The organism is Micromonospora humidisoli (genome assembly GCF_016900955.1).
Taxonomy (GTDB): domain Bacteria; phylum Actinomycetota; class Actinomycetes; order Mycobacteriales; family Micromonosporaceae; genus Micromonospora; species Micromonospora wenchangensis.
In genome coordinates this window covers 625,920-651,328 of record NZ_JAFEUO010000005.1, presented here as the reverse complement: position 1 = coordinate 651,328, position 25,409 = coordinate 625,920, and the positions used below count along the sequence as shown (strand labels likewise).

Below are 25,409 nucleotides of genomic sequence, written 5' to 3'. Positions count from 1 at the left end.
ACCGACGACGCCACTCCACACTCGGCTACCTCAGCCCCGCCGACTACGAACAAACCCTCACACCAGCTACCCTGCACCAGATCGCGGCATAACCCGGTGTCCACATCCCGGGGGGAACCTCAATACGGGTGGGAGGGGTATTCCTGTCAGGCATATTTATGCCTGTGTGTCATAAGCCCGAGTGCAAACATGTACTCCCCGGGCCCTACCTCGTATCCGTCCGCGCGCAGGTACCCGGACCGACGCGGCCGAGCACGCGGCCGGCTCGGCGGTGGCGGCGGTCAGATCGGACCGGCGCGCTGGACGGGGTGGACGGGCTGCGCGCCGCCCTGCCTGTGGGTGGCCCGGCCGGTCCGACCGGCCGGGCCACCCGACGGATACCGGCGATTACAGGGTGACCTGCCGGCCGCCGAGGGTCACCACGAGCCGTCCGTCGGCGGCGAAGGACCACCCGATGGCCCCGGTGTACGACGCGCAGCGGGAGCCGTTGCTGCCGTTCCAGAACTGGTTGGAGCTGTCGCTGTTGCCGACGATCTTGTCGTTGGACCCGCTGCCGCTACGGCACGAGGTGTTGTTCCGGAACACCGAGCTGCCGCCGTCGAACGAGAAGTTGCGCTCGGTGTTGTCGATGCCGAGGTTGTTCGAGACGGTCATGGTGCCGAGGTTGCGGTTGTAGGTGAAACCGTGCTTGCCGTTGCGGAAGGCGATGTTGCGCCGGACGATGTGGTTGACCCCGATGTCCTCGCCGCCGAGCTTGTAGCCGTTGCGGTCACCGTTGCCGTTCTGGGTGCCGTTGCTGAGCGTCCCGTTGTTGTAGGCCAGCGAGTCCTCGATGGTCACCGGGCCGATCGGGCCGGTGTCGGTCTTGGTGTAGAGGTCCCACCCGTCGTCGATGTTGTTGTGCGACACCGCGTACCGGAAGATGTTGCCGGTGCCGACGGTGAGTTTCGCGGCGAAGCCGTCGGCGTCCTCACCGTCGGAGTCGGCGTTGTCGTGCGACTCGGCGCTGAGCACCAGGTTGTTGGCCGGCCACTGGTCGCGGGGGGTGCTGGAGGCGATCCGGGAGAGCTGGAGGCCGCTGTCCCGGTTGAACCGGGTCACCGTCCGCTCGATGATGTTGTTGCTGCCGCCGACGAAGATCCCGTTGTCGCCGGCCCGCTCCACGATCAGGCCCTGGACGTGCCAGTACGACCCGTTCAGCGCCAGCCCCCGGTTGGCCGGGTCCTCGCTCATCGCCGAGAAGTTCAGCACCGGCTTCTCGCCCGGGTAGGCGAACAGCTTCTTGCGGGCGCTGGCGGTGCCGTTGTTGCCCGGCTCGATGGTGACGGTCTGCGCGAGCTGGTAGGTCCCGGCCCGCACGTAGATCGTCCCGCCGGCGGGTATCCGGGTGATGGCGGAGGCGAGGGTGGTCGGGTTCGCCTGGGTGCCGGCCGCGCCGGCGCTGCCGTTGGTCGCCACGTACAGGGTGCTGCCGCCGGGCGGCGGGGTCGTGGGTGGCGGCGTGGTCGGCGGGGCCGTGGTGGGCGGCGGGGTGGTCGGGGGTGGGGTGGTCGGGGGTGGGGTGGTCGGGGGTGGGGTGGTGGGCGGTGCCGTGGTCGGGGGCGCGGTGGGGCCGCCGCAGGCCACCCCGTTGACCGCGAAGCCCGTCGGCGTCGGATTGCTGCCGGTCCAGGTGCCGTTGAAGCCGAACGTGACCGTGCCGTTGGTGCCGAGGGCGCCGTTGTAGTCGGCGTTCGCCGCGCTGACGGTGCTGCCGCTCTGGCTGAAGGTGGCGTTCCAGCCCTGGTCGACGCGCTGCCCGGCGGTGAACGACCAGGTGGCCGCCCAGGAGCTGATCGGGTCGCCGAGGTTGGTGAGGGTGATGCTCGCGGTGAAACCGCCTGACCACTGGCTGGCCACCGTGTAGTCGACCCGGCAGCCGGCGGCGGCCTGGGCCGCGTTCGCGGTGACCACCGCGCCGGCGGTGGTGAGCGCCGTCGCGGCGACTGCGGAGATCCACCACGCCGTACGGCGCTGGCGAAGGATCATGGTTCTCTCCTGTGGATGTGGTGAGGGAGCCCGCACGGGGGGACCGGCGACTCCGGTGCCCGGCGGGGTCGGTGCGGGCGGGCCCGCCCTACCGGCCCGTCACGGGAGGGACCCCTCGCGCCGGACCAGCCCGGATCGTCGGACGCGAGATGTTGCCGGCGGGACGACCGGGGCCGGTCCCGACGCGCTGACCAGTCAATTCGAGTAGGTAAGCGCTTTCCGTCCCACGGTACTGACCGTTTTCGATGCCGTCAATCGGCAGGCGGCCCACCTCCTCCCTGGGGAGGAGTCGATCTCCGACCGGGGGTCGTGACCGGGGCTCCCGGTCGGACGCGGTCGGGCCGCCGACCGACGAACGTCTACAGGCATGACTCACCTGATGTCCCGGGCGGCCCGACGGCACCGCCCGCTGGTTCTGCTCAGCGCCGCGATGGCGGTGCTCGCCGTGGTCACGGCCGTCGGTATGGTCGCCGACCCCCGGGTGCTGACCGGCGTGCCGATCTGGCTCAAGCCGTTCAAGTTCTCCGTGTCCTTCGTCGTCTACGGGATCACCCTCGCCTGGATGCTGGCCCAACTGCCCCGCCGCAGCCGGGTCGGGGAGTGGGCCGCCAGCGTGGTGGTGGCCACCGCCCTGATCGAGATGGCGGTGATCGTCGGGCAGGTGCTGCGCGGCACGACCAGCCACTACAACGCGACCAGCCCGCTCAACGCGGCGCTCTGGCGGGTGATGGGCGCGGCCGTCATGGTGCTGTTCGTCGCGCACGTCGTCGTCGCGGTCACCCTGCTGGTGCGGCGGGCCGGGGACCGGGTCACCCGGTGGGCGATGGGGTTCGGGCTCGGCGTGTCCGCGCTGGGCATGCTGGTGGCGGTGCCGATGACCCAGCCGGGCCAGGCGTCGGCCGACGCCGGCATCACCGGTGCGCACAGCGTCGGGGTGCCCGACGGCGGACCGGGGCTGCCCGTCCTCGGCTGGAGCACCACCGGCGGCGACCTGCGGATCGGGCACTTCGTCGGGCTGCACGCCATGCAGGCGCTGCCGATCCTGGCCTTCCTGCTGCGCCGATACCTGGGCCGCCGGCTCGACGAGACCGACCGGGTCCGGTTGCTGGCCGTCGCGGGCACCGGGTACGGCGTACTCACGCTGCTGTTGACCTGGCAGGCGCTGCGCGGGCAGCCGCTGCTGCGGCCGGACCTGACCACGGTCGCCGCGCTGGCCGCCCTGGTGGCCGCGACCGCGCTCGCCACGACGGCGGTGGTGGTGTCCCGGCGGCGTCGTCCGGACCTGGCGCTGGCCGCGTGACCGCCACCCACCAGGCGGGTCCGGCGCCGGTCCTGCGGTCCGTAGGCTGATCGGCGTGGGCTGGCTGGGACGGCTGTTCGACACGCGGGACACGCTGGTGCGGATGGTCCTGCTCGACTTCAGCGGCCTGTGCTACCTGCTCTTCGGCACCAAGACCGGGCAGCCACCCACGGGCCGGCAGTGGGCGCTCGCGGCGGCCGCCTTCGCCGTCGCGCTGCTGGCCCACCGCCGGCCACTGCTCAACCTGACGGCGCAGACCGCGCTGCTGGTGGCCGCGATCGTGGTCCTCGACGACACCACGATCAACCAGGTCGGGGCGAGCTGGGCGTTGCTCGAGGTGGCCATGCGGTCCCGGCGACCCCGCACCGGATGGTGGGCGGCGGTGGCGTTGACCGTGGTCGCCGCGTTCGACCCGTCCGGGCACACCGGCCGGGGAGTCACCGGCACGGTGTTCGGGTTGCTGGTCGACGTCGGCCTGCCGCTGCTGATCGGCACCGTGGTGCGGACCAACCGGGAGCTCGGCCGGCAGGCCGACGAACGGGACCGGGCCGAGCAGTTGCACCGCGAGTCGGAGCAGCGGGCGGCCCGCGCCGACGAACGCAGCGCCATCGCCAGGGAGTTGCACGACGTGGTGGCCCACCACGTGGCCTCGATGGTGCTGCGCGTCGGTGTCGCCCGGCACGTCCTCACCGATCTCGACCCCCGGGTGGGTGCCGTCTTCGACGACGTGCACGCCACCGGGACGGCGGCGCTGGCGGACCTGCGCGGGCTGGTCGCGGTGCTGCGCGATCCCGACGTGGCGCACGGCGACGCGACGTTGACCGCGATCGAGCCGTCGGCGCTGCCGGCCGCGCTCGGGGCGGCGGTCGACCGGGCCCGGCAGGCCGGGGTTACGGTGGAGGCGGACGTCGCCCCGGCGGTGGGCGCCCTCGACGCGGTACGCGGGCTGGCGGTGCTGCGGTTGACCCAGGAGGCGCTGACCAACGTGGTGAAGCACGCCGGAACGTCCGCGCGGGCGCGGCTGACCGTGTCGGTGGTCGACGACGCCGTCCACTGGGAAGTGGCCGACGACGGGCGGGGCTGGGCGCCGGCGGCGGTGCCACCCGGCGGTGGGCACGGCCTCACCGGCATGCGGGAACGGGTCGAGGTGCTCGGTGGGCGGCTGGACGCCGGCCCCGCCGGCACCGGATGGCGGGTCCGCACGGTGCTGCCCGCCGTGGCGTCGACCGAGGCCGGCCCGTCCCCGGCCGCCGGCCCACCTCCCGGCGGTACGGCGACCCCGCCGCCCGGGTCGGCCGGTCCCTACCCGGCGCGGCGGTCGTGATCCGGGTGCTGCTGGTCGACGACCAGCACCTCATCCGCGCGGGCCTGCGCATGCTCTGTGACGCGCAGCCGGACATCGAGGTGGTCGGGGAGGCCGACAACGGACGCGACGCGGTCACCCTGGCCGCCCGGCTCGTCCCCGACGTGGTGGTGATGGACCTGCGGATGCCCGGCGTCGACGGGATCACCGCGACCGGCCGTATCCTCGCCGACCGGCCGGCGACCCGGGTGCTGGTGCTGACCACGTTCGGCGACGACGACCACCTCTATCCCGCGCTCACCGCCGGGGCCTGCGGGTTCCTGCTCAAGGACGCCCCGCCCGGCGAACTGGTCGACGGGGTGCGCCGGGCCGCCGCCGGGGGCAGCCCGTTCAGCGAGGAGGTGCTGCAACGGCTGGTCCGCCGGGCGGTGCACGCCCGCGCCGAGCCGTCCCGCCCGGTGGCCGGGCTGACCGCCCGCGAACAGGACGTGCTCGCCCTGGTGGCCGAGGGGCTGTCGAACACCGAGATCGCCGACCGGCTGCACATCGGTGTGACCACGGTCAAGACCCACATCACCAGCCTGATGACCAAGACGGACAGCCCGAACCGGGTACGCCTGGCCCTGTTCGCCCGGGGCGGCTGACGCGTACGCCGCGCCGCCCGCCCGGGGCCGGTGTCGGTGTCGGTGTCGGTCGGTCCGGCTATCCTGCGCGACGCCGGGGCGTCCCGGCGGGGGCTCGGGTGGGGAGGTCGGGTGACGGTCGGACAGGCGGAACCGGCGTTTCAGGAAGCCGTCCGCGCGGTGACGCAGGAGACGGGCGCGGGCCGGCTCGCCGCCCTGCGTGGCCTCGGTGAGCTGGTGGCCGGGCATCCCGGGCTGCGGTCCCGGGCGGTCGCGGCGCTCGCCGACGGGCTGCGGGCGTCGACGGACGCCGACGGGTGGGACGCCGACGCCCGGCGGGAGGCGGGCCGGGTGCTGGCCGTGCTGCTGCGCCCGGCGGCGCAGACCCCGGCCGGGTCGGTGGACCCGGGCGTCGACCCGGAACCACCGTCCGCCGTCGACCTCGACCTGCGGGCGGCCACCGTGGTGGATCTCGACCTCGCCGGCGCGGTGCTGGGTGCGGCCCGGTTCGCCGACGCCCGGTTCCTCGGGGCCACCTCGTTCGCCGACGCCCGGTTCACCGGTGTCGCCGACTTCGCCCGCACCCTCTGGCACGGCCCGGCCCGGTTCACCCGGGCCCGGTTCCTCGACCATGCCGCATTCGGTCGGGCCCGCTTCCGCGCCGACGCCGATTTCACCGACACCCGGTTCGCCGCGTTCGCCTGGTTCGGCCGGGGCGAGGACGAGTGGTGGGAGGACGACCCGGCCTGGGAGACCGTCGAGGAGACCTCCCCGGCCCCCTGGGACGAGCCGAACGAGGCCGACCCGCACTGGCCCGTCGCCGTGCTGATGGGTGACTACCAGGAGTGGAGCGAGGGTGGCGACGGTGCCCGCTTCGTCGGACCGGTGTCGTTCCGGCAGGCCCGCTTCGCTGGTCCGACCTGGTTCTTCAAGGCGCGGTTCGCCGCCGCCGCGACGTTCCGGCAGGCGCGGTTCGCCGGTCCGGTCCACCTCGACCAGCCCACCGTGGACCTCACCGCCGCGACCTGGGCCGGCGCGGCCGACGACGGCCCGGTGTGCTGGCCGCTGGGCTGGACGCCGGCGCTGGCACCGGCCGGGCCGGACGGGGCGCAGCTGGTGCCCGACGACTCCGTCCGGCCGTACGCTGGCCAGCTCGCCGACGCCGACCCGGACGTGCGCCGGGCCGGGCTGGCGGCCCTCGCCGACCTCGGCGACGCCCGGCCGGAGCTGCGGCAGCGGGTGGTGGACGCGGTCTGCGGCTACCTGCGGATGCCGCTGTCGTTCGACCTGGCCGGGCCCCGCACCGACGGGCAGGCCGCCGAGCTGGAGCTGCGGCGCACCGCGCAGCGGATCCTCGCGGCGCGGCTGCGTCCGTCGACGGACACTCCGGGTGGGCCGCCGCACTGGGCGGGAACGGACCTCATGCTCTGTGGGGCCACCCTGGTCGACCTCGACCTCGGCGGTTGCCACGTCGGCCACGCCGATTTCACCGGTGTCCAGTTCCACGGCGGCACCGGGTTCGCGGGGAGCGTCTTCACCACGGCGACCTTCACGCTCGGCGGTGGGGTCGGGCGGGCATCGTTCCACGGCCCGGTCAGCTTCGCCGGGGCGCGGCTCGACCGTCGGCGCAGTGTGCGGGAGGTCCTCGGCGAGGTGGCGGGTCGGGCCGGGATGGTGCCCGACGAGGCGGTGTCACCCCCGGGGTGAGCACCGCCGCGTGGCCCGGTGCGCGTCGGGCGGGTGTCGCGTGGTCCCGCCACCGGCCGCGTCGTCCGGCCGGGCACGGTCAGCCGGTGACCCGGGCGACGAACGCGGCGACGTTCGTCGTCAGCCGCTGGACCTTCTCGGCCGTGGTGAGCGACTCCTGCATCCGGGTGCCGGGGCCGGGGTCCTTACGTCCGCGGACGTAGAGCGGGCAGGCGAGGTCGGTGCAGAGGTAGGTGCCCACCGAGTTGCCCTGCTGCCCGGCTTTGCCGGCCCTCGGCGCGACCATCAGGCTGACGCCACCGGCGGGTGAGGTCAGGCAGATCGCGCACAGGCCACGCGGTGGCTGCCTGGTGGTCGGGGTGGGACAGCGCAGCACCAGGGCGGTCCGCCGGCCGGCCACCTCGGTGACCAGGTAGGCGCGGTCGGGGGCGCGGGGGTCGCGCCAGCCGAGGTAGTCCAGGTCGGGCCAGGGGCGCTCGGCCAGGTCGCGGGGGACGTACAGCCGCTTGCTCTCGCCCTTGGTGCAGTTGACGAACGCGGAACGGATCTCCTGCTCGGTCAGTGGCTCCATGACGGTCACGGTAATTTGCCTAAAAACTTTAGGCAAACGCATAATGAGTTATGGCACGTGCGGGCTTGACCACGGAACGTCTCACCCGGGCCGGCGCGGAGCTGGCCGACGAGGTCGGGTTCGACCGGGTGACCCTCTCTGCGCTCGCCCGGCGCTTCGACGTACAGGTCGCGAGCCTCTATGCGCACGTGCGCAACTCCGGGGACCTGCGCACCCGGATCGCCCTGCTGGCCCTCGACGAGCTGGCCGTCCGGGCCGCCGACGCCCTGGCCGGCCGGGCCGGCCGGGACGCGCTGGCCGCCCTCGGTGGCGTCTACCGCGACTATGCCCGCGCCCACCCGGGCCGGTGGGCCGCCGCCCAGCTCAGGCTCGACCCGGCCACCGCCGCCGCCAGCGCCGGCAGGCGGCACGCCGAGCTGACCCGGGCCATCCTGCGCGGCTACGACCTGCCCGAATCCGACCAGACCCATGCGGTACGGCTGCTCGGCAGCGTCTTCAACGGCTACGTCAACCTCGAACTGGGCGGCAGCTTCGACCACAGCGCCCCCGACACCGGGCAGAGCTGGACCCGGGTCCTCGACGCCCTCGACGCCCTGCTGCGGAACTGGCCGACGCCCTGACCGCCGTCGCCGGCACGCCCGCCCGGGTCGGCTCGGTGGCGTCAGCGTGGGCGGCGGGCGAGCCGGACGCCGATGGCGACCGCGCCGATGACCAGCAGTCCGCCCAGGAACTGGAGCCCGGGGGAGTCGTCGGACTCGCCGAGCACGACGCCGGCCACCCCGGCGGCCAGGAGCACGGCGGCGGCGAGGGCGAGCAGGTACCTCACGGCGTCGGCTCCCCGTCGTCGACGAATTCGAGCAGGTCGCCCGGCTGGCAGTCGAGCACCCGGCAGATCGCCTCCAGGGTGCTGAACCGCACCGCCTTGGCCCGGCCGTTCTTCAGTACGGCCACGTTCGCCGGGGTCAGCCCGACCCGCTCGGCGAACTCACCGACACTCATCTTGCGTTTGGCCAGCTCGACGTCGATGCGTACGACGATGGGCATCAGATCACCGCTTCCATGTCGGAGCGCAGCGTGGTGGCCTGGCGCAGCAGCGCCCGCATCACCACCATCAGCAGTCCGAGCACGGTGACCCCGACGGACAGCAGGAACAGCAGCATCGGCAGGCCGGGGTCGTCGGCGTGGAACCCGACGTAGAGGAACACGCCCACCAGCGTCAGCCACCCGGCGGCGACCGCCCAGACGATGGCGTCCACCCAGGCCAACGCGGGTTCGCTGAAGATCCGGTCGTTGCGGACCAGGGTGAGCAGCCGCCAGGTGGCGACGATCACCACCTGGACGCAGAGCACCCAGAACACCGTCACGGCGGTGGCCGGCCAGCGCAGGTACGCCTGCTCGGGCGACTCCCGGGCCAGGTGGGCGAACTGGCCGGGCAGCGACATGGTCTGGAACAGCACCAACACCGCGAACAGGACCACGAGAAAGACTCTGAGGGCGGTGACCGCCCAGCGCGCCGTCGTCATGTATCGACTATCGCTCGCAACCTATCGAAAGTCAATCGGTTACCGGCCACTCGTGGACCGGCAGGTTGCTGTGCATCAGCTCGACGTACTGGCGGACCACCTCGCGCAACGCCTCCGGCCGGTCGAGGTGGTCGGCCGACTCCAGCCGGTGCAACGTCGCCACCTGCCAGCTCGCGCCGTTACGTCCGGTCAGGCAGCGCTGCTCGATGATGCCCAGCAGCCGGTCACGTTCGGCCGGGTCCACCCCCCACCGGTCCAACCCCTGGTGGGCCAACGGCAGCAACCGGCGTAGCACCAGCTCGGTCGCCGGCAGGTAACCCAACCCCGGCCAGTACACCTGCGCGTCGATGCCGTGCCGGGCCCCACTGGTGAAGTTCTCCTCCGCCGCGCTGAACGACATCTGCGACCACAGTGGCCGGTCCGACTCGGCCAGCGCCCGGACCAGCCCGAAATAGAACGCGCCGTTGGCGATCGTGTCCACCACCGTCGGCCCGGCCGGCAGCACCCGGTTCTCCACCCGCAGGTGCGGACGGCCCTTCCACACGTCGTACACCGGGCGGTTCCAGCGGTAGATGGTGCCGTTGTGCAACCGCAACTCGGCAAGCCTCGGCACCCCACCGGCGGCCAGCGTCTGCGCCGGGTCCTCCGGGTCGCAGACCGGCAGCAGCGCCGGGAAGTAGCGCACGTTCTCCTCGAACAGGTCGAAGACGCTGTTGATCCAGCGCTCACCGAACCACACCCGTGGGCGTACCCCCTGGGCCTTGATCTCCTCGGAGCGGGTGTCGGTGGCCTGCTGGAACAGCGGCACCCGGGTCTCGCGCCACAGCTCCCGGCCGAAGAACAACGGCGAGTTCGCGCCCAGCGCCACCTGGACGCCGGCGATCGCCTGGGCGGCGTTCCAGTAGCCGGCGAAGTCGGCCGGGCTGACCTGGAGGTGGAACTGGGTGCTGGTGCAGGCGGCCTCCGGGGTGATCGTGTCGGCCGTGGTCGCCAGCCGCTCCACCCCGCTGATCGCGATCCGCAGGTCCTCGCCCCGGGCGGCGAAGATCTGCTCGTTGAGCAGCGCGTAGCGCGGGTTCGACGACAGCGCCCCGGCGGTCAGGTGCCCCGGCTCCAGGGTGGGCAGGATGCCGATCATCACCATGTGGGCGTCGACCGTGCGGGCCTTCTCCTCCGCGGCGTTCAGACTGGCGCGGACGTGGGACTCGAACTCGGCCGTGCCGGTGCCGACGAGCCGCCGGGGCGCGACGTTGATCTCCACGTTGAACTGGCCCAGCTCGGTCTGGAAACTGGGATCGGCGACGGCGGCGAGCACGTCGGCGTTGCGCATCGTCGGCCGGGAGTCGTCGTCGACCAGGTTCAGCTCGATCTCCAGACCGGTCATCGGCCGCTCCACGTCGAACCGGGACTCCCGCAGCATCTCGGCGAAGACGTCCAGACACCGGCGGACCTTCTCCCGGTAGCGGGCCCGGTCCTCCCGGCTGAACGTGCGCGCTCCGACTTCCTCGCCCATGGCCACCGCCCTGTCACCGTTGGTCCCGACAAACCTCGCACGTCCCCGGCGAACCGGGAAGAACCGAAGGACCCTTACCTACCCACCGGCGACCCGGGTGATCCCCGTCGCCCGCCGCCCGTCACGGGCCGGCAGGTCACGGCTGCTGGATAGCATGGCGCGATGCGCGAGAAGACGACCCGGCTGTTCGTGGCGGCAGCGATCGCCGAGGCCTGCTCCTGGCTGGCCCTGCTGGTCGGCATGGCGGTCAAGTACGGCCCGCCGGGCAACGAGATCGGCGTCCAGGTCTTCGGGCCGATCCACGGCGCGCTCTTCGTCGCGTACGGCCTGCTGGTGCTCGCCGTGGCCCGGCTGCACCGGTGGTCGCCCGGGGTCACCTTCGTCGCCCTGGTCTGCGCGGTGCCGCCCTTCGCCACCCTGCTCTTCGAACGCTGGGCCGCCCGCCGGGGCCTGCTGCGCAGCACCGGGGAGCAGCGCCCGCTGACCCCGGTCGGCTGACCACCCCCGGCCGCCCGTCGCCGCCTGCTGCCGCGCGGGCCCTGACCCGTCGGGTCGGGCGCGGCCGGTCGGCGTCAGACGAGGACCACGGCGGCGGCGACCAGCAGCACCAGCACCGCGCCCAGCACCGCCTGGATCAGCAGCGGCGGGCCGAGGTGGCTCCACACCGTGGCGGTACGCGGGGTGAGCAACTGCCCGGTGGTCAGGTTGACGATCCGTTCGATGCGGGGCGGCAGGTCGACGTCCTGCGGGCGCAGCGTGAGCTGCACCCAGTCGGACGGGTGCACCGCGCTCTGCGCCAGGTGCCCGTGCAGCTCCACCTCGTAGAGCTGGCCCTGGTCGTCGCGCAGCCGGACCGGGGTGACCAGGAACTCCGGCCCCTTCTTGAGGTCCTTCCACTTGCGGCGGGCGCCGCCGCCGGACTGCGACAGCGCCGTGCGCACCAGCATCACCAGCAGGCCCGCCACGCTCGCCGCGGTCAGCACCGCCACCAGCACCGGCTGGCCGATGCGCACCTCGCGGGTGTAGCCGTCCATGAACCGGACGACCCGCCCGGTGAATATCCGCTGCGTCGGGCGGATCACCCGATTACGGAGATCGCTGTCCATGTTCACCACCGAGAGTCCGGTTCCGTTCACTGATGGTATCCGTCTTCCGGGTCGAATGACATGAATGAACCGACGGTCACGTCCCCCGGCCCGGCCGAGGTGACATCCCCGGCGGCGCGGGTAAGCGGGCGGCCGAGCCGGAAAGGGGTCGAGCATGCAGCTGTCCTTCCTGCACCCGCTCTACGACCGTCCCGGGCCGTGGTGCTCGGTCTACCTGGACGCCTCCCGGGACACCCAGGACGCGCGTCCGGCGCTGGACCTGCGCTGGCGGGCCCTGGCCGGGCAACTCGCCGCCGACGGCGCGGACGAGCCGACCATCGCGGCGCTGGACCGGGTGGTCCGGGGCCACGACCCGTTGCCCGGCGACTACGGACTCGCCGCGTTCGCCAACCGGGGCCGGGTGGTGCTCTCCGAGTACCTCGCCGCGCCGCCCCTGCGTGACCTGGCCGCGTACGCCCCGCTGCCGCACGTCATGCCGTTGCTCGCGCAGCGCGGGGAACAGGTCGCCTGGGTCCGGGTGCTCGCCGACCGCACCGGCGCGGACGCCGTCGCGGTCAGCGCCGGCGGGGTGCCCCGACGGGCCCACGTCACCGGCCGGCAGAGCTACCCGCTGCGCCGGGTGCAACCCGGCGGCTGGTCCCAGTCCCGCTACCAGCGGGCCGCGACGGAGGCCTGGCACCACAACGCCGGGGACGCCGCCGCGGCCACCGCCGAACTGGCCGACCGGGTCGGCGCGGACGTGGTGGTGGTCGCCGGGGACGTCCGGGCCACCGGGATGATCGCCGCCCAGCTACCCGCCCGCTGGCAGGACCTGGTGGTCCGCACCGACGCCGGCTCCCGGGCCGGCGGCGCCGACCCGGCGGCGATGGACGACGTCACCGTGCAGACCATCGCCGAGGTCGCCGACCAGCACGTCAGCGCCGCGCTGGACCGGTTCGGCACCCAGCAGGACGTGGGCGTCGGGCTGGACGCGGTGGTGGCCGCCCTGCAACGCAACCAGGTCGACACCATGCTGCTGGTCGACGACCCGTCGGCCGACGGCGAGCTGTGGATCGGCCCCCGGGCCACCGACATCGCCACCGCGCCCGACCAGCTCGCCGCCGTGGCCGACCCGCAACGGGTCCGGGCCGACGCCGCCCTGGTCCGGGCACTGGTCGGCACCGACGCCGACCTGACCGTCCTCGGGCCGGACGAGGCCCCCGACCTGGCTGACGGCGTCGGCGCGGTGCTGCGCTACGTCGACCCGGCCACCCCGGGACGCGACCATGGCTGACCGCACCGTCGCACACCTGGTCGTGGAGCGGTTGCGGGCCTGGCGGGTGCCCCGCGTCTTCGGCTGCCCGGGGGCGGCGATCGCCCCGGTGGTCGGGGCGCTGGACGCCGCGGGCGGGGACCCGGAGTTCGTCCCCGCCCGGCACGAGGAGAGCGCCGCCTTCATGGCCACCGGGCACGCCAAGTTCACCGGCGGCATCGGGGTCTGCCTGGCCACCCAGGGCCCCAGCGCGGTGCACCTGCTCAACGGCCTGTACGACGCGAAGCTGGACGGCAAACCGGTGGTGGCGATCGTCGGTGAGGACGTCACCGGGCCACTCGGCGAGGTGCACGAGGAGATCGGGCTGAGCCGGCTCTTCGGCGACGTGTGCCACCAGTTCGTCCGCTACGGGCGTGCCCCGGAGCAGGTGCCGGCCCTGCTCGACCAGGCGTTCCGGACCGCCGCGGCGACCCGGAGCCCGACCTGCGTGGTGCTGCCCCGGGCGTTGCAGGAGGCCGCCGTGGCGCACCTGCAACCACACCCGGCCGGGGTGTTCACCGCGACCCCCGGCGAACCGCTGGCCCGGGTGCTGCCGCACCAGGCCGACCTGGACGCCGCCGCGGCGCTGCTCACCATCGGTCAGCGGGTGGCGATCCTGGTCGGGCAGGGCGGCCGGGGCGCGGCGGAACAGATCGTGGCGCTGGCCGACCGGCTGGGCGCCGGGGTGGCCACCTCGCTGCTGGGCAAACCCGTCCTCGACGAACGGCTGCCGTTCCACACCGGTGTGCTCGGCGAGGTCGGCACCACGGCCGCCGCGCAGCTCATGGGCGGCGCAGACACCCTGCTGCTGGTGGGCACCAACGACCCCTGGACCGACTACTTCCCGCTGCCCGGCCAGACCCGCACCATCCAGATCGACATCGACGGGCGACGCATCGGCACCCGGTATCCGGTGGACGTGCCGCTGGTCGGCGACGCCACCGAGACCCTGCGCGCGCTGCTGGGCCAGGTCGCCGACCGCCCCGAGCGGCAGTGGCGGGCCACCGTCGAGAGCACCGTCGACAGGTGGCGCAGCCAGGCCGCGGCGCACGCCGCAGAGCCGGCCGAGCCGGTCAACCCGCAACTGGTCCTGCGGGAACTGTCCGCCCGGCTGCCCCACGCCGGGTCGGTCGCCGTCGACGTCGGCTCGGTGCTCTCCTGGTACGCCCGCCACCTGATGCTGCCACCCGGGGTCGACGCGCAGCTCTGCGGTGCCCTCGGCTCGCTCGGCTGCGCCCTGCCGTACGCGCTGGCCGCGAAGCTGGCCCGCCCGGACACCCCGGTGCTCGCCCTGCTCGGCGACGCGGCGATGCAGCTCAACGGCCTCGCCGAGCTGATCACCGTGGCCCACCGCTGGCAGGACTGGGCCGACCCCCGGCTGGTGGTGCTGGTGCTCAACAACCGGGACCACGCCGGGCTCGGCGACGGCCGCCGGCAGCCGGGCGTGCCCGGTCGCCGCGCCGACGTGCCGTACGCCGGCTGGGCCCGGCTGCTCGGCCTGCACGGCGTCCGGGTGGACCGGCCGGAACTGGTCGGCGCGGCCTGGGACGAGGCGCTCGCCGCCGACCGGCCGTGCGTGCTGGAGGCGGTGGTGGACCCGGCGGTGTCGCCTGGCGCTCCGGAGCCGTCCCTGGCCGACCTGCGGGGTCTGTTCGCCGACGGCGACGCCACCCGACGCATCCGGGACCGGATGATGGCGGCCGAGCGGCAGATCGTCGAGGCGGAGGATCTCGTCTAGTCTCCGGGCCCCGTGCCCGGTCCGGTCGACGCCCACCCCGGCCGGCCCGGGCCGCGCTGGGCGGTCGCCGACCGGGGCGCACCGGTAGGGCGTACCGGCGGGCGGGTCGGGGATCGCACCGGTCAGGGCGCGATGCCCCGTTTAGACCCCGAAGGGGCGGGAAGCCGGGCCGCGTGGTGAGCGAACGAGGCGGGGTGGAGCCGGTGCGGACGGCACCGGCCGGGCCGACGGCCCAGGGCGCCGGTCTGGCCGGCGACCGGATCGTCACGGCCGGCAGCACCGCACGGGTGCTGGTGGCCGCCGCCGCCCGCGCGCTGCGCGGGGTGGACTGCGCCGACCTGGGACACGCGACGTCCGCCTCCCGGTTCGCCGTCGCGCGCAACGCCGGCCGGGGGCCGCTCACCGTCGCCCAGGCCGGCGAGGTGGACGGGGAACGGGTGGCCGGCTGGATCGCCGACCAGTACCCCCGACAGCGGTACCCGGCGGTGCTGCTGGGCGCGCCGCACGCCGCCGCCGTGCACCTCGCGGTGGCGCTCGGGGTGCCCTGGCTGCCCACCGGCTTCGAGATGACCGCCCACTGGACGCACGGCGCGGTGGACCGTCCCGCCGCCGCGCTCGACCAGGGGGCCGCGTTCGCCGCCCGGATCCTTGCCGGCAACTCCGGCCTGCACCTGCGTCAGGTGCACTGCCCGGCGAGCCGGGGCGCGTCGGCCGGCACGGCGATCAGCCTGGTGGCCCGCTGGCGGGTGCTGCCGGTGGCGTACGCCAGGTTCCTGGCCGACCGGCTGACCCCCGGGGCCGCGGTGCTGCTGGTCGACGACGCCCGCCGGTGGCCGGTGTCGGACTCCGGGCAGGGGCACAGCTTCCAGCTCGGCTGCCCGGCCAGCGGGCTGCGGCCGGTGGACTTCCACCCGGACTCGCCCGCCCTACGTCAGGTGCTACGGGCCGCCGGGGCGACCGGGGACGGGTGGGAGCCGCCGGCGGTCACCGCCGCCGGGGAGTCCGCCGAACACGGGGTGGAACCGGAGTTCGTCCGCGCGCTGGGGCACTGGGCCGGTGGTCGGGGCCACGAGCTGCGCCAGGTGGGGGTGCCGCACCCGGGGGCGCTCAGCGCGGCCACCGCCGACCTGTACCGCAGCTGGCTGCGCCGGGCCGGCAAGACGGGCGACCGGCTGGTGGTCGAGTGCGGCCGGGTGTTCGATCCGTGGCAGGTGGTGCGGGCGGGGCTGGTGCCGTACTGGTGCGAGAACGCCACCCGGCGCAGCGTCGAGGAGGTGGAGTGGTGGCTCGCCGGCAGTGAGCCGTTCAGTTCGGTGGACGTGCTGCCGGAGTCGCCGGGGCTGCGCTCACCGGCCGTGGCGGGGCTGCCGCAGTGGCTGGCGGTGGCGGCGTTCGGCCGTCGCCGGCGGGCCCTGGACCGGACCGCCGCCCGGGGCTACCCGGTGGCGTCGGTGGCCACCCGGCGGGCCACCGAGGTGCTGCGCGGGCAGCCGTACGACCTGCCGACACCGCCGCCGCTGAGCGTCGGTGACGCGCTGGCCGGGCTGCGCGAGGCGGGTGCGCCGCTGGGGCTGGCCGTGTCCTGACCGGCCCGGGTCCCACGGCGCGGCCGGGTCGGGGAGGGCCGGCGGGTCGCCCGGAAAGGGGACGCCGGGGGTGTCCGCGCCGCCCGGCCGGAGCCGGCACACCGAAACATCCTCGCGAACCCGGGGACGCGTGGTTGAGTACCTGGGGAGCGGGAAGACCGCTCGCCGCGACGGTCCGCCGCGTGGCGGCCGGTCGTTGCCCGCGCGTGTCCGGTGATCCCGGCACGGCACGTGAAACCCCACTTCCGACCCGGTGCGTGGTGCCACCACGCGCCGAACCGGCCCGATCCGGGCGGGGGACCTTCCTGAGGGAGGCGCGGATGTTCGGACAGACCACCACGACCACACCACCTCCGACCGACCGGGGGCTGGAGGACCTGGACGCCGCCGCGCTGGCGTACGCCGCGCGGATCGCCGGCCTGCCACCGGAGCGCCGGGGGGAGGCCCGCGAGGACCTGGTCCGGTTCGCCCTGCCGTTCGCCGGCCGGCTGGCCCGCCGCTACCGGGGCCGGGGTGAGCCGTTGGAGGACCTGGAGCAGGTGGCCCGGCTCGGCCTGGTCAACGCCGTCGACAGGTACGACCCCGAGCGGGGTTCGTTCACCGCGTACGCGGCGATCACCATCGTCGGGGAGATCAAGCGGCACTTCCGGGACCGTACCTGGGGGGTGCACGTTCCCCGCCGGCTGCGCGACCTGATCCTGGAGGTCGGGCAGGCCACCTCGGCGTTGACCAGTGAGCTGTCCCGCGCGCCGAGCGTGGCCGAGCTGGCGGCCCGGCTGGAGACGCCCGAGGAGGAGATCCTCGCCGCCCTGGAGTCGGCGGCCGGCTACAGCCCCGCCTCGCTCAACGCGCCGGTCGGCGGGGAGAGTTCCGCCGAGTTCGGTGACCTGGTCGGCGAGTCGGACAACGCGCTGGAGTCGGTGGACGACCGGGTGACCGTCAGCGGGTTGCTGCACCGGCTGCCCTGGCGGGAGCGGCGCATCCTGGCGATGCGCTTCTACGGCAACCAGACCCAGGCGGAGATCGCCGCCCGGTTCGGCATCTCCCAGATGCACGTGTCCCGGCTGCTGTCGCGGGCGTTGACCTGGCTGCGTCAGGCGATGCTCGCCGACACCCCGCCGCCCTGGTGCAACGGCACCGCCGAGACGGACACCGGCCGCAACCGGATCGCGGTCAAACGCACCGCGGAGCGGACCGTGGTCGAGGTCGGGGGAGAGATCGACCGCGACGGCGCGGACCAGTTGCGCCGGATGATGCTGGAGGCGGTCGCCGGGCAGCCCCGCGAGCTGGTGGTGGACCTGGACGGCGCGGGCGGGGTGGACGCCGGGGGTATCGCCGCGCTGGTGGCCGGCCGGGACGCCGCCCTGCGGACCGGGGTGCCGCTGCGGCTGACCCGGGTGCGGCCGGCGGTGCGCCGGTCGCTGGCCGCCGCCGGCCTGCCCGCCACCGTGGACGCCTGAACCGACCCCGTCGGCCCGAGCCGACATCGGGCCGGCACCGCCTCGCGGTGCCGGCCCGACGGTGTGCCGGTCGGTCAGCGTTGCCCCGGGTCGTCCCTGTCGTGCGGGTGCCGCCACCGCTGCGGGGTGTCGGGGTCCGTGTCGTCGGGCCGGTCGTCCTCGGGGGCGTCGGAGTGCGCGAAGCCGGGCCGGCGGACGTCCTCCGGTTCGGGCACCACCACCGGGCGGGCGCCCGACTGCGGGGCGGGCTGGTACTCCACCGCCTCCCGGGCCCCGTGCGCGCCCTCGGCCGCCGGCGACTCGGGGACGTGCCGCTCGTGGCGCAACTCGTCGTGCAGTTCCTGCGGCGGCCGGGTGGTGCGTTGCGGCAGGTCCCGGCCGAGGTCGGCGACGAGTGGGCCGTACTTGGCGTCGAAGGCGGGGCGTTCGGAGCGGATCCGGGGCATCCGGTCGAAGTTGCGCAGCGGCGGCGGGCAGGTGGTGGCCCATTCGAGGGAGTTGCCGAAGCCCCACGGGTCGTCGACGGTCACCAGTGCGCCGTACCGCCAGGACTTCCAGACGTTGTAGAGGAAGAACAGGGTGGACGCGCCGAGCACGAACGAGCCGACGGTGGAGATCATGTTGAGCGTGGTGAAGCCGTCGCCGGGCTGGTAGTCGGCGTACCGGCGGGGCATGCCCTCGTCGCCCAGCCAGTGCTGGACGAGGAAGGTGGCGTGGAAGCCGACGAACATGGTCCAGAAGTGCAGCTTGCCGAGCCGCTCGTCGAGCAGCCGGCCGGTCATCTTGGGGAACCAGAAGTAGACCCCGCCGAACGCGGCGAAGACGATGGTGCCGAACAGCACGTAGTGGAAGTGCGCCACCACGAAGTACGAGTCGGTGACGTGGAAGTCCACCGGCGGGCTGGCCAGCAGCACCCCGGTCAGGCCGCCGAGCAGGAAGGTGACCAGGAAGCCGATGGCGAACAGCATCGGCGTCTCGAAGGTGAGCTGTCCCTTCCACATGGTGCCGATCCAGTTGAAGAACTTCACCCCGGTGGGCACCGCGATCAGGTAGCTCAGGAAACTGAAGAACGGCAGCAGCACCTGGCCGGTGGCGAACATGTGGTGCGCCCACACGGTCATCGACAGCACGGTGATCGCGACCGTGGCCAGCACCAGACCGGTGTAGCCGAAGATCGGCTTGCGGCTGAACACCGGGATGATCTCGGTGATGATGCCGAAGAACGGCAGCGCCACGATGTAGACCTCGGGATGGCCGAAGAACCAGAACAGGTGCTGCCACAGCATCGGCCCACCGGTGCCCGCGTCGTAGACGTGCGCGTCGAGCAGCCGGTCCGCCCCCAGCGCCAGCAGCGCGGCGGCCAGCAGCGGGAAGACCAGGATCACCAGGACGGCGGTGAGCAGCATGTTCCACGTGAAGATCGGCATCCGGAACATGGTCATGCCGGGGGCGCGCAGGGTCAGCGTGGTGGTGATCAGGTTGACCGCGCCGAGGATGGTGCCCAGGCCGGAGACGACCAGACCGACCACCCACAGGTTCGCCCCGATGCCCGGGGAGTTCACCGCGTCGCTGAGCGGGTTGTAGGCGGTCCAGCCGAAGTCGGCGGCGCCGCCGGGGGTGAGGTAGCCGCCGACGACCATCGTCCCGCCGAACAGGTACAGCCAGTACGCGAACGCGTTGAGCCGGGGGAACGCCACGTCCGGGGCGCCGATCTGCAACGGGACGATGTAGTTGCCGAAGGCGAACACCAGCGGGGTGGCGAAGAGCAGCAGCATGATCGTGCCGTGCATGGTGAACGCCTGGTTGTACTGCTCGGGGGAGAGGAACTGCATTCCCGGCCGGGCCAGCTCGGCCCGGATGAGCAGGGCCAGCACCCCGCCGATCAGGAAGAACACGAACGCCGTGGCCAGGTAGAGCAGACCGATCTGCTTGGCGTCGGTGGTGCCGAGCAGCCGCAGCAGCTTGTTGCCGGGCAGCGTCGGGCGGACCGGTCCGGGGAAGCCGCCGAACCGGGCCGGGGCGAGGATGGCCGGCCCCCGGTCTCGGGCGGGTTCCGTGGTTACCCGTCTGGGCATGGCTCTCTCACCCCGTCGTGACGACAGAAAGGACGGGCGCGACTACCCGCCCTCCGCCCATGTAACCAGGCGACAGGGGGAATTTCGGTCAATTCGCCGGCAGGAGTGCCCACACCACCTTGCCGTCGGCCAGCGGGGAACTGCCCCAGCGCTGCGCCATCTCCCGGATCAGCAGCAGCCCCCGGCCGCCCTCGGCGGACAGGTCCGGGCTGGCCGCCCGCGCCGCTGTCCGGCTGCCGTCGGCCACCGCCACCCGCAGGTACGGCTGGTGCAGGGTCAAGGTGATCCGCATCGGGGTGTGGGCGTGCCGGACCGCGTTGCCGACCAGCTCGCTGAGCACCAGCGACGCCGGCTCCACCAGGTGCGGCACGTTCCACCGGGAACACGCGTCGCCGACCAGCTCACGGGCCCGCCGGCAGGCCCCCGCCACCGGCTCCAACCGGGCCCGCAGCCGGGGCGCGGCGGTCGCCCCGGCCCAGCGGGTCGCCTCCGCGCAGTCCTGCCGCACCGGCACCACCCGGCAGGTGGTGGAGGTGGCCAGCCAGGCGGCGGCATCCGGCGGGGGAGAGCAGAGCACCATCGGCACGGCCGGCCAGTCGGCCGCCTGCCGGGCGGTGGCGGCGAACACCGACAGCGCCAGCCGGTCGGCGACGGTCACCCGGCCCAGGTCGACCACCAGCGCGTCGGGCAGCGTGGTCAGGCAGCGGTCCAACACGGTGTGCACGGCGCGCATGGTGCCCAGGTCGAGCGCGCCGGCGAGGCGTACGACGGTCACCGGTGACTCGTCGCTGACCTCGCAGGTGATCCGGCTGACCATCGGCCCCTCGATTCCGCTCGTGGTGCTGGGGAGAACCGCCAGGTACCCGCGGCCCTGTGGACCGAAACCGGGCCCGGACCGGGACGGTCCGGGCCCGGTCGGGGCGGGTGGCTCAGGCCGCCTGGAGCTGCGGTTGCCGGGCCGTGGCGCGGACCGTCTCGTAGAGGGCGACGTACCGCCGCGCCATCACCGCCGGGGTGAACCGCTCGGCGGCCTCCCGCCGGCACTCGTCCGGGTCGAGTCGCCGCGCCGCCAGCAGCAGCTCACCCAGTTCGTCCTCGTCGTCGGTGAGCAGTCCGGTGCGCCCGTGCTCGACCAGTTCGGGCAGGCAGCCCCGGGCGGTCGCCACCACCGGCGTGCCCAGCGCCAGCGACTCCACCACGGCCGTCCCGCCGGGCTCCTCCCAGCGCAGCGGGAACAGCGACGCCCGCGCCCCGGCCAGCAGGTCGTCGCGCTCCCGGCCGGCGACCGTGCCGACCCAGCGGACCAGGTCGCCGTCGAGGTGCGGGGCGACCTCGTCGTGGAAGAACCGCACGTCCGGGTTCTGCCGGGCCCCGTCGCCCGCCGCCGCCAGGTCCGCCGGCCGGTGGTAGGGCCCGACCGGGCCGGCGAGCACCAGCGGCACCCCGGTACGCCGGGCCAGCCGGACGCCGACGTCCTGCCCCTTGCCCGGGTTGATCCGGCCCAGGATGACCGTGTAGTCGCCCTTCACCGGCCGGGGCGTCCGGTCGGCGTGCACCGCCAGCGGGGTGGCCAGGTGCACGTGCCCGACGGCGTGCTCCCGTAGCGCCCGGGGGGCGCGGGCCAGCTGGGCGGCGGAGACCCCGTTGACCCGTACCCGTGTCCCGCCGTCGAGGGTGCCGTACAGCTCGGGGTGCTTGGCCAGGTCCCAGTGCAGGGTGTGCAGCACCGGCGGGGCGGCCGGCCCCATCGCCGTCAGGGTGGCCAGCCCGACCGCCTCCACGTGGTCGTGCACCAGGTCGATGTCGTCGCGGCCGTACACCTGCCGGACCACCCCGGCCAGGTGCGCCTGGGACACCCCGCACACCTGGTTGTACGGCCGTTGCAGCGCCGCGAACTGCCCGTCGGCATAGACCGAGAACTTCTCGTCCACCGGCAGGGTGCTCGATCCGACCGAGGCCAGCACGACCTTCACCCCGAGCCGGCGCAGCTCCGGCACCAGGGTGGCGACGACGTTCTCGATGCCGCCGTAGCCGGGTGGCGGCACGGACAGCCACGGGCCGGCGTTCATCAGCACGGTGAGGCTCATGGTCGGGACTTCCTCTCGGGACGGACCGGGTCCCGGGCGGGTCTCGACCCCGCGCGTCGGGTGACGTCGCCGCCGGTGCGGCGCGTCGTCACGCGGCCACCCGCCGACGCGGCAGCCGGGGCCGCAGCTCGGCCAGGGGCGGGCGTTCCTGCACCGAGACGTCGTTGACGACGACCTCCCGGTCGAGATTCGGCAGTGCCTCCGAGCCGCCCCGACGGAACTGGGTCAGCAGGGTGCCGGGGTGGGTGCCCGGGGCGGCCCAGCCCCGCCGCTGCAACCGCGCCCAGGCGGTGTGCATGATCTGCGCGGACATCCGGCCCAGGGCCGCGGTGTCCTGGTGCCGGTGCTTGCGCTCGCCCAGGTCGACCTGGGCCAACGCGTCCAGGCCGACAAGTTCCAGCAGGTCGATCAGCATGGCCGTCTCGACCCCGTAACCGGTGACGAACGGCACCCGCTCCAGCACCTCGCGCCGACCGGCGTACTCGCCCGCGAGGGGCTGCACGAAACCGGCCAGCTCCGGCCAGAACAGGTTCAGCAGTGGCCGGGCCATCAGCTCCGTCACCCGCCCGCCACCGTCGGTCTCGACGCTGGTCGTGCCGACCAGCGGCCGGTGGTAGAAGCCCTTCACGAACTCCACCGACGGGTCGACCAGCAGCGGGCCGATCAGGCCGGTCACGAAGTGCGGCCGGAACTCCCGCAGGTCGGCGTCGACGAACGCGACGATGTCGCCCTCGGCGGCGGCCAGCCCGGCCCAGAGCGCGTCGCCCTTGCCGGTCAGCCGGGGCAGGCCCCGGGTCATCTCGTCCTGGCCGACCACCTCCGCGCCGGCGGCCCGGGCGACCTGCGCGGTGCGGTCGGTCGACCGGGAGTCGACCACGATCAGCTCGTCGACCAGGGGGACCCGGTCCATCAGGTGTTCCCGGATCGTCGAGACGATCGCCCCGACGGTGGCTTCCTCGTTGCGGGCGGGCAGCACGACGCTGACCCGGTTCTCCCCCTTGGCTCTGATCAGCCGTCGCGTGGGCCAGTCCTGCGCCGACGTCGTCCGGTAGGTGGCCCATGCCTCCACGACAGGGGAGACGATCGGTTCTGTGTCCCGCACTGGCAAACCCCCAGATCCATGGCGGAAAACGCAGACTTGGTTTTCCCGTCTCTGCACATTCGTTAACTGGATATTGCCTAACAGCTTGATCACGGCGGCTCCACCGGCTGGTTCCCGGCAGATGAACGCTGTGTTGCGGTGACCGCCGGGTTTGGCCCCGCCGCGCCGGGGCAGTGCTGTGCGCGGTGGTGGTGACCGCGTCGAGAGGGCCAGGTATGCGTACGTGTCGGGTGGGGCTGGTCGGGGCCGGTGGGGTGGCGCACCGTCACGCCCGTGTGCTGGGGAGTTTCGCCGACGTCGAACTGGTCGGGGTCACCGACGTGACCCGGTCGGCCGCCGCCCGGCTGGCCGACACGCACTCGACCCGGGCCTTCGCCGACGTCGACGACCTGCTGGCCGCCGGCCCCGACGCGGTCTACGTCTGCGTGCCGCCGTTCGCCCACGGGCCGGTGGAGGAGGCCGTCATCGCCGCCGGGGTGCCGATGTTCGTGGAGAAGCCGGTCGCGGTCGACCTGGACACCGCCGAACGGATCGCCGCCCTGGTCGAGCAGCGGCGGTTGCTCACCGCCGTCGGACACCACTGGCGCTACCTGCACGTGGTGGCGCGGGCCCGGGAACTGCTCGCCGACCGTCAGGTGCGGATGGTCAACGGGGCCTGGCTGGACAAGGTGCCCCCGGTGGCCTGGTGGCCGGTGCGGGACCGCTCCGGCGGCCCGGTGGTCGAGCAGGCCGCCCACGTGCTGGACCTGACCCGGGCGCTGGTCGGCGAGGCCGTCGAGGTGACCGCCTACGGCGACGGCAACCCGCCCCCGGTCGACGACGCCGACATCGACTCGGTGACCGCGGCCACGCTGCGCTTCGCCTCCGGCGCGGTGGGCACCCTCGCCGCCGCCTGCGTGCTCGGTTGGAAGCACCGGGCCGGGCTGGAGATCCTCGCCGACGGGCTGGCCCTGGCGCTGACCGAGGACGGTCTGACCGTCCGGGACGCCGACGGGGAACGCCACCTCCCGGCCGACCCCGACGCCGCCCGGAGCGCCGTCGACCGGGCCTTCGTCGACGCGGTCACCGGGGTCGGCGACGACATCCGGGTGCCGTACGCGGAGGCGCTGCGCACCCAACGACTGGCGGTCGCGCTCGCACAGAGCGCCCGCACCGGTCGCCCCGTCACCCTGCCCACCGGCCCGGCCGCGCTCACGCCGGTGGCCGGCGGCGTGCCGGCGACACCCGTGGGCACGGCCGCCGATGCGTGACACGGTGGTGGTGGTCAGCGGCCCGGGACGGGTCGAGCTGGCCGAACAGGAGGCCGGTGAGCTGCGCGACGGCACCATCCGGGTGCGGACCCGCTACAGCGGCATCTCCGCCGGCACCGAGCTGAGCTTCGTCAAGGGCACCAACCCCTACCTCAACGTCACCTTCGACACCGGCCTCGGCCTCTTCCGGCCCGGGACGGCCAGCACGCCGTACCCGGTCACCCGGCTCGGCTACATGCAGGTCGCCGAGGTGGTGCAGAGCCGCACCCCGGCGATCGCCGTCGGCACCGTCGGTGCGATGACCTACGGCCACCGCACCGGGTACGTCGCCGACCCGCTGGCCGAACGGTTCGTGCCGCTGCCCGGCGATCTCGATCCGCTGCTCGGCGTCTACGTGGCGCACATGGGGCCGATCTGCGCCAACGGGCTGCTGCACGCCGCCGCCGACCTGTACGGCACCGACGTCCGCTCGCTCGGCGACGGGGTGCGCGGCCGACGGGTCGCGGTGGTCGGCAGCGGCGTGGTCGCCCTGCTCACCGCCCTGTTCGCCAGGCAGCACGGTGCCGCCTCGGTGGTGGTGGTCGACCCGACGCCGCAGCGCCGCCAGGTCGCCGAGGCACTCGGTCTGGAGACCCTGGACCCGGACGCCGACGACCCCGCCGTCGTGCTCAAGACCAGGTGGCACCACAGCGCCGGGGACCGGGGCGCCGACGTGGTGTTCCAGTGCCGGGGTCAGGACTGGGCGCTGCACCTGGCGCTGCGCCTGCTGCGCCCCCAGGGCACCGTGATCGACCTGGCGTTCTACCAGGGCGGCGCGGACGCCGTCCGGCTCGGTGAGGAGTTCCACCACAACGGGCTGTCGCTGCGCTGCGCGCAGATCGGCCGGGTGCCCCGGGGTCTCGCCCCCACCTGGGACCGGGAACGCCTCTCCGCCGAGACGATCGACCTGCTGCGCCGGTACGGCGACCTGATCCGCACCCACCTGGTCTCGGCCGTGGTCCCGTTCGCGCAGGCACCCACCCTCCTCACCGACCTGGCCGAACGTCGCCGTCAGGAACTCCAGGTCGTCCTCACCGCCTGACCATCCCGACGGCCTCGCCCCGCCCGCCTCGCCCCGGTGATCAAGAGGTTTACGTCATGGTGGAA

General features: G+C 73.9%; 23 protein-coding genes. 12 read left to right on the top strand and 11 right to left on the bottom strand.

Annotation, left to right across the window (positions count from 1 at the left end; translation table 11 throughout):
* Positions 1-387 precede the first annotated feature (387 nt).
* Positions 388-2,028, bottom strand: coding sequence for a cellulose-binding domain-containing protein (locus tag JQN84_RS21590; RefSeq protein WP_204960306.1), 1,641 nt, complete (start codon positions 2,026-2,028; stop codon positions 388-390).
* A gap of 367 nt (positions 2,029-2,395) precedes the next feature.
* Here JQN84_RS21590 and JQN84_RS21585 point away from each other — a divergent pair, with 367 nt between their 5' ends.
* From JQN84_RS21585 to JQN84_RS32340, 4 genes are all read left to right on the top strand, one after another.
* Positions 2,396-3,328: a hypothetical protein gene (locus JQN84_RS21585; RefSeq protein ID WP_204960305.1), complete on the top strand. Its 933-nt coding sequence runs from the start codon at positions 2,396-2,398 to the stop codon at positions 3,326-3,328.
* Positions 3,329-3,383: 55 nt separating this feature from the next.
* Positions 3,384-4,652, top strand: a complete 1,269-nt coding sequence (locus JQN84_RS21580; RefSeq protein WP_204960304.1) for a sensor histidine kinase — start codon at positions 3,384-3,386, stop codon at positions 4,650-4,652.
* Positions 4,649-5,275: a response regulator transcription factor gene (locus JQN84_RS21575; RefSeq protein WP_204960303.1), complete on the top strand. Its 627-nt coding sequence runs from the start codon at positions 4,649-4,651 to the stop codon at positions 5,273-5,275. Before JQN84_RS21580 ends, JQN84_RS21575 begins: the two co-directional genes overlap by 4 nt.
* Positions 5,276-5,386: 111 nt before the next feature.
* The gene (locus JQN84_RS32340; RefSeq protein WP_204960302.1) at positions 5,387-6,961 is read left to right on the top strand and encodes a pentapeptide repeat-containing protein; all 1,575 of its coding nucleotides are present in this window, start codon (positions 5,387-5,389) and stop codon (positions 6,959-6,961) included.
* Between the two features lie 79 nt (positions 6,962-7,040).
* On the opposite strand, the gene JQN84_RS21565 is transcribed toward JQN84_RS32340, so the two are convergent.
* Complete coding sequence (locus JQN84_RS21565; protein ID WP_204960301.1) at positions 7,041-7,532, bottom strand: FBP domain-containing protein; 492 nt, start codon at positions 7,530-7,532, stop codon at positions 7,041-7,043.
* A gap of 65 nt (positions 7,533-7,597) precedes the next feature.
* Between JQN84_RS21565 and JQN84_RS21560 the strand changes: the two genes are divergently transcribed.
* Complete coding sequence (locus JQN84_RS21560) at positions 7,598-8,152, top strand: TetR/AcrR family transcriptional regulator (RefSeq protein WP_239485773.1); 555 nt, start codon at positions 7,598-7,600, stop codon at positions 8,150-8,152.
* A gap of 41 nt (positions 8,153-8,193) precedes the next feature.
* Here the strand turns inward: JQN84_RS21560 and JQN84_RS21555 are convergent, their stop codons facing one another.
* Genes JQN84_RS21555 through JQN84_RS21540 form a run of 4 tightly spaced genes read right to left on the bottom strand, consistent with a single transcriptional unit; the run spans position 8,194 to position 10,568 of the window.
* Positions 8,194-8,358: a hypothetical protein gene (locus tag JQN84_RS21555; RefSeq protein ID WP_204960299.1), complete on the bottom strand. Its 165-nt coding sequence runs from the start codon at positions 8,356-8,358 to the stop codon at positions 8,194-8,196.
* On the bottom strand, positions 8,355-8,576 hold the full coding sequence (locus JQN84_RS21550; RefSeq protein WP_088645242.1) for a helix-turn-helix domain-containing protein: 222 nt from the start codon (positions 8,574-8,576) through the stop codon (positions 8,355-8,357). Before JQN84_RS21550 ends, JQN84_RS21555 begins: the two co-directional genes overlap by 4 nt.
* A complete protein-coding gene (locus tag JQN84_RS21545; protein WP_204960298.1) occupies positions 8,576-9,055 on the bottom strand; it encodes a DUF2975 domain-containing protein in 480 nt (159 codons plus the stop codon). The genes JQN84_RS21550 and JQN84_RS21545 overlap by 1 nt, the downstream gene beginning before the upstream one ends.
* Positions 9,056-9,086: 31 nt before the next feature.
* Positions 9,087-10,568: a glutamate-cysteine ligase family protein gene (locus tag JQN84_RS21540; protein ID WP_204960297.1), complete on the bottom strand. Its 1,482-nt coding sequence runs from the start codon at positions 10,566-10,568 to the stop codon at positions 9,087-9,089.
* A gap of 162 nt (positions 10,569-10,730) precedes the next feature.
* On the opposite strand from JQN84_RS21540, the gene JQN84_RS21535 reads away from it, so the two are divergent.
* Complete coding sequence (locus JQN84_RS21535) at positions 10,731-11,066, top strand: DUF3817 domain-containing protein (protein WP_204960296.1); 336 nt, start codon at positions 10,731-10,733, stop codon at positions 11,064-11,066.
* 74 nt (positions 11,067-11,140) lie between these two features.
* On the opposite strand, the gene JQN84_RS21530 is transcribed toward JQN84_RS21535, so the two are convergent.
* Complete coding sequence (locus JQN84_RS21530) at positions 11,141-11,683, bottom strand: hypothetical protein (RefSeq protein WP_204960352.1); 543 nt, start codon at positions 11,681-11,683, stop codon at positions 11,141-11,143.
* A gap of 145 nt (positions 11,684-11,828) precedes the next feature.
* Between JQN84_RS21530 and JQN84_RS21525 the strand changes: the two genes are divergently transcribed.
* From JQN84_RS21525 to JQN84_RS21510, 4 genes are all read left to right on the top strand, one after another.
* Positions 11,829-12,947 carry a baeRF2 domain-containing protein gene (locus JQN84_RS21525; protein ID WP_204960295.1) on the top strand — a complete coding sequence of 373 codons (1,119 nt, stop codon included), beginning with the start codon at positions 11,829-11,831 and terminating at the stop codon, positions 12,945-12,947.
* Positions 12,940-14,703 carry a thiamine pyrophosphate-binding protein gene (locus JQN84_RS21520; RefSeq protein WP_204960294.1) on the top strand — a complete coding sequence of 588 codons (1,764 nt, stop codon included), beginning with the start codon at positions 12,940-12,942 and terminating at the stop codon, positions 14,701-14,703. The genes JQN84_RS21525 and JQN84_RS21520 overlap by 8 nt, the downstream gene beginning before the upstream one ends.
* A 203-nt stretch (positions 14,704-14,906) precedes the next feature.
* Complete coding sequence (locus tag JQN84_RS21515; protein WP_204960351.1) at positions 14,907-16,289, top strand: hypothetical protein; 1,383 nt, start codon at positions 14,907-14,909, stop codon at positions 16,287-16,289.
* A 320-nt stretch (positions 16,290-16,609) separates the two neighbouring features.
* Positions 16,610-17,749, top strand: coding sequence for a SigB/SigF/SigG family RNA polymerase sigma factor (locus JQN84_RS21510; protein WP_204960293.1), 1,140 nt, complete (start codon positions 16,610-16,612; stop codon positions 17,747-17,749).
* Between the two features lie 74 nt (positions 17,750-17,823).
* On the opposite strand, the gene ctaD is transcribed toward JQN84_RS21510, so the two are convergent.
* From ctaD to JQN84_RS21490, 4 genes are all read right to left on the bottom strand, one after another.
* A complete protein-coding gene (gene ctaD / locus JQN84_RS21505; protein ID WP_204960292.1) occupies positions 17,824-19,824 on the bottom strand; it encodes an aa3-type cytochrome oxidase subunit I in 2,001 nt (666 codons plus the stop codon).
* An 88-nt stretch (positions 19,825-19,912) separates the two neighbouring features.
* On the bottom strand, positions 19,913-20,641 hold the full coding sequence (locus tag JQN84_RS21500; protein ID WP_204960291.1) for an ATP-binding protein: 729 nt from the start codon (positions 20,639-20,641) through the stop codon (positions 19,913-19,915).
* Between the two features lie 112 nt (positions 20,642-20,753).
* Complete coding sequence (locus JQN84_RS21495; protein ID WP_204960290.1) at positions 20,754-21,911, bottom strand: glycosyltransferase; 1,158 nt, start codon at positions 21,909-21,911, stop codon at positions 20,754-20,756.
* A gap of 88 nt (positions 21,912-21,999) precedes the next feature.
* Entirely contained in the window at positions 22,000-22,980 is a 981-nt protein-coding gene (locus tag JQN84_RS21490) for a glucosyl-3-phosphoglycerate synthase (RefSeq protein WP_281903084.1), read from the bottom strand.
* Positions 22,981-23,228: 248 nt separating this feature from the next.
* Between JQN84_RS21490 and JQN84_RS21485 the strand changes: the two genes are divergently transcribed.
* Entirely contained in the window at positions 23,229-24,263 is a 1,035-nt protein-coding gene (locus JQN84_RS21485) for a Gfo/Idh/MocA family protein (RefSeq protein WP_204960288.1), read from the top strand.
* Entirely contained in the window at positions 24,256-25,344 is a 1,089-nt protein-coding gene (locus tag JQN84_RS21480) for a zinc-dependent alcohol dehydrogenase (protein ID WP_204960287.1), read from the top strand. Before JQN84_RS21485 ends, JQN84_RS21480 begins: the two co-directional genes overlap by 8 nt.
* Positions 25,345-25,409 lie beyond the last annotated feature (65 nt).

Bases quoted from the DNA above. Each gene is read 5' to 3' on its own strand.
- JQN84_RS21590 (WP_204960306.1), bottom strand. From the start codon at position 2,028: ATGATCCTTCGCCAGCGCCGTACGGCGTGGTGGATCTCCGCAGTCGCC.
- JQN84_RS21585 (WP_204960305.1), top strand. From the start codon at position 2,396: ATGACTCACCTGATGTCCCGGGCGGCCCGACGGCACCGCCCGCTGGTT.
- JQN84_RS21565 (WP_204960301.1), bottom strand. From the start codon at position 7,532: ATGGAGCCACTGACCGAGCAGGAGATCCGTTCCGCGTTCGTCAACTGC.
- JQN84_RS21550 (WP_088645242.1), bottom strand. From the start codon at position 8,576: ATGCCCATCGTCGTACGCATCGACGTCGAGCTGGCCAAACGCAAGATG.
- JQN84_RS21545 (WP_204960298.1), bottom strand. From the start codon at position 9,055: ATGACGACGGCGCGCTGGGCGGTCACCGCCCTCAGAGTCTTTCTCGTG.
- JQN84_RS21540 (WP_204960297.1), bottom strand. From the start codon at position 10,568: ATGGGCGAGGAAGTCGGAGCGCGCACGTTCAGCCGGGAGGACCGGGCC.
- JQN84_RS21535 (WP_204960296.1), top strand. From the start codon at position 10,731: ATGCGCGAGAAGACGACCCGGCTGTTCGTGGCGGCAGCGATCGCCGAG.
- JQN84_RS21525 (WP_204960295.1), top strand. From the start codon at position 11,829: ATGCAGCTGTCCTTCCTGCACCCGCTCTACGACCGTCCCGGGCCGTGG.
- JQN84_RS21520 (WP_204960294.1), top strand. From the start codon at position 12,940: ATGGCTGACCGCACCGTCGCACACCTGGTCGTGGAGCGGTTGCGGGCC.
- JQN84_RS21510 (WP_204960293.1), top strand. From the start codon at position 16,610: ATGTTCGGACAGACCACCACGACCACACCACCTCCGACCGACCGGGGG.
- ctaD (WP_204960292.1), bottom strand. From the start codon at position 19,824: ATGCCCAGACGGGTAACCACGGAACCCGCCCGAGACCGGGGGCCGGCC.
- JQN84_RS21500 (WP_204960291.1), bottom strand. From the start codon at position 20,641: ATGGTCAGCCGGATCACCTGCGAGGTCAGCGACGAGTCACCGGTGACC.
- JQN84_RS21495 (WP_204960290.1), bottom strand. From the start codon at position 21,911: ATGAGCCTCACCGTGCTGATGAACGCCGGCCCGTGGCTGTCCGTGCCG.
- JQN84_RS21485 (WP_204960288.1), top strand. From the start codon at position 23,229: ATGCGTACGTGTCGGGTGGGGCTGGTCGGGGCCGGTGGGGTGGCGCAC.
- JQN84_RS21480 (WP_204960287.1), top strand. From the start codon at position 24,256: ATGCGTGACACGGTGGTGGTGGTCAGCGGCCCGGGACGGGTCGAGCTG.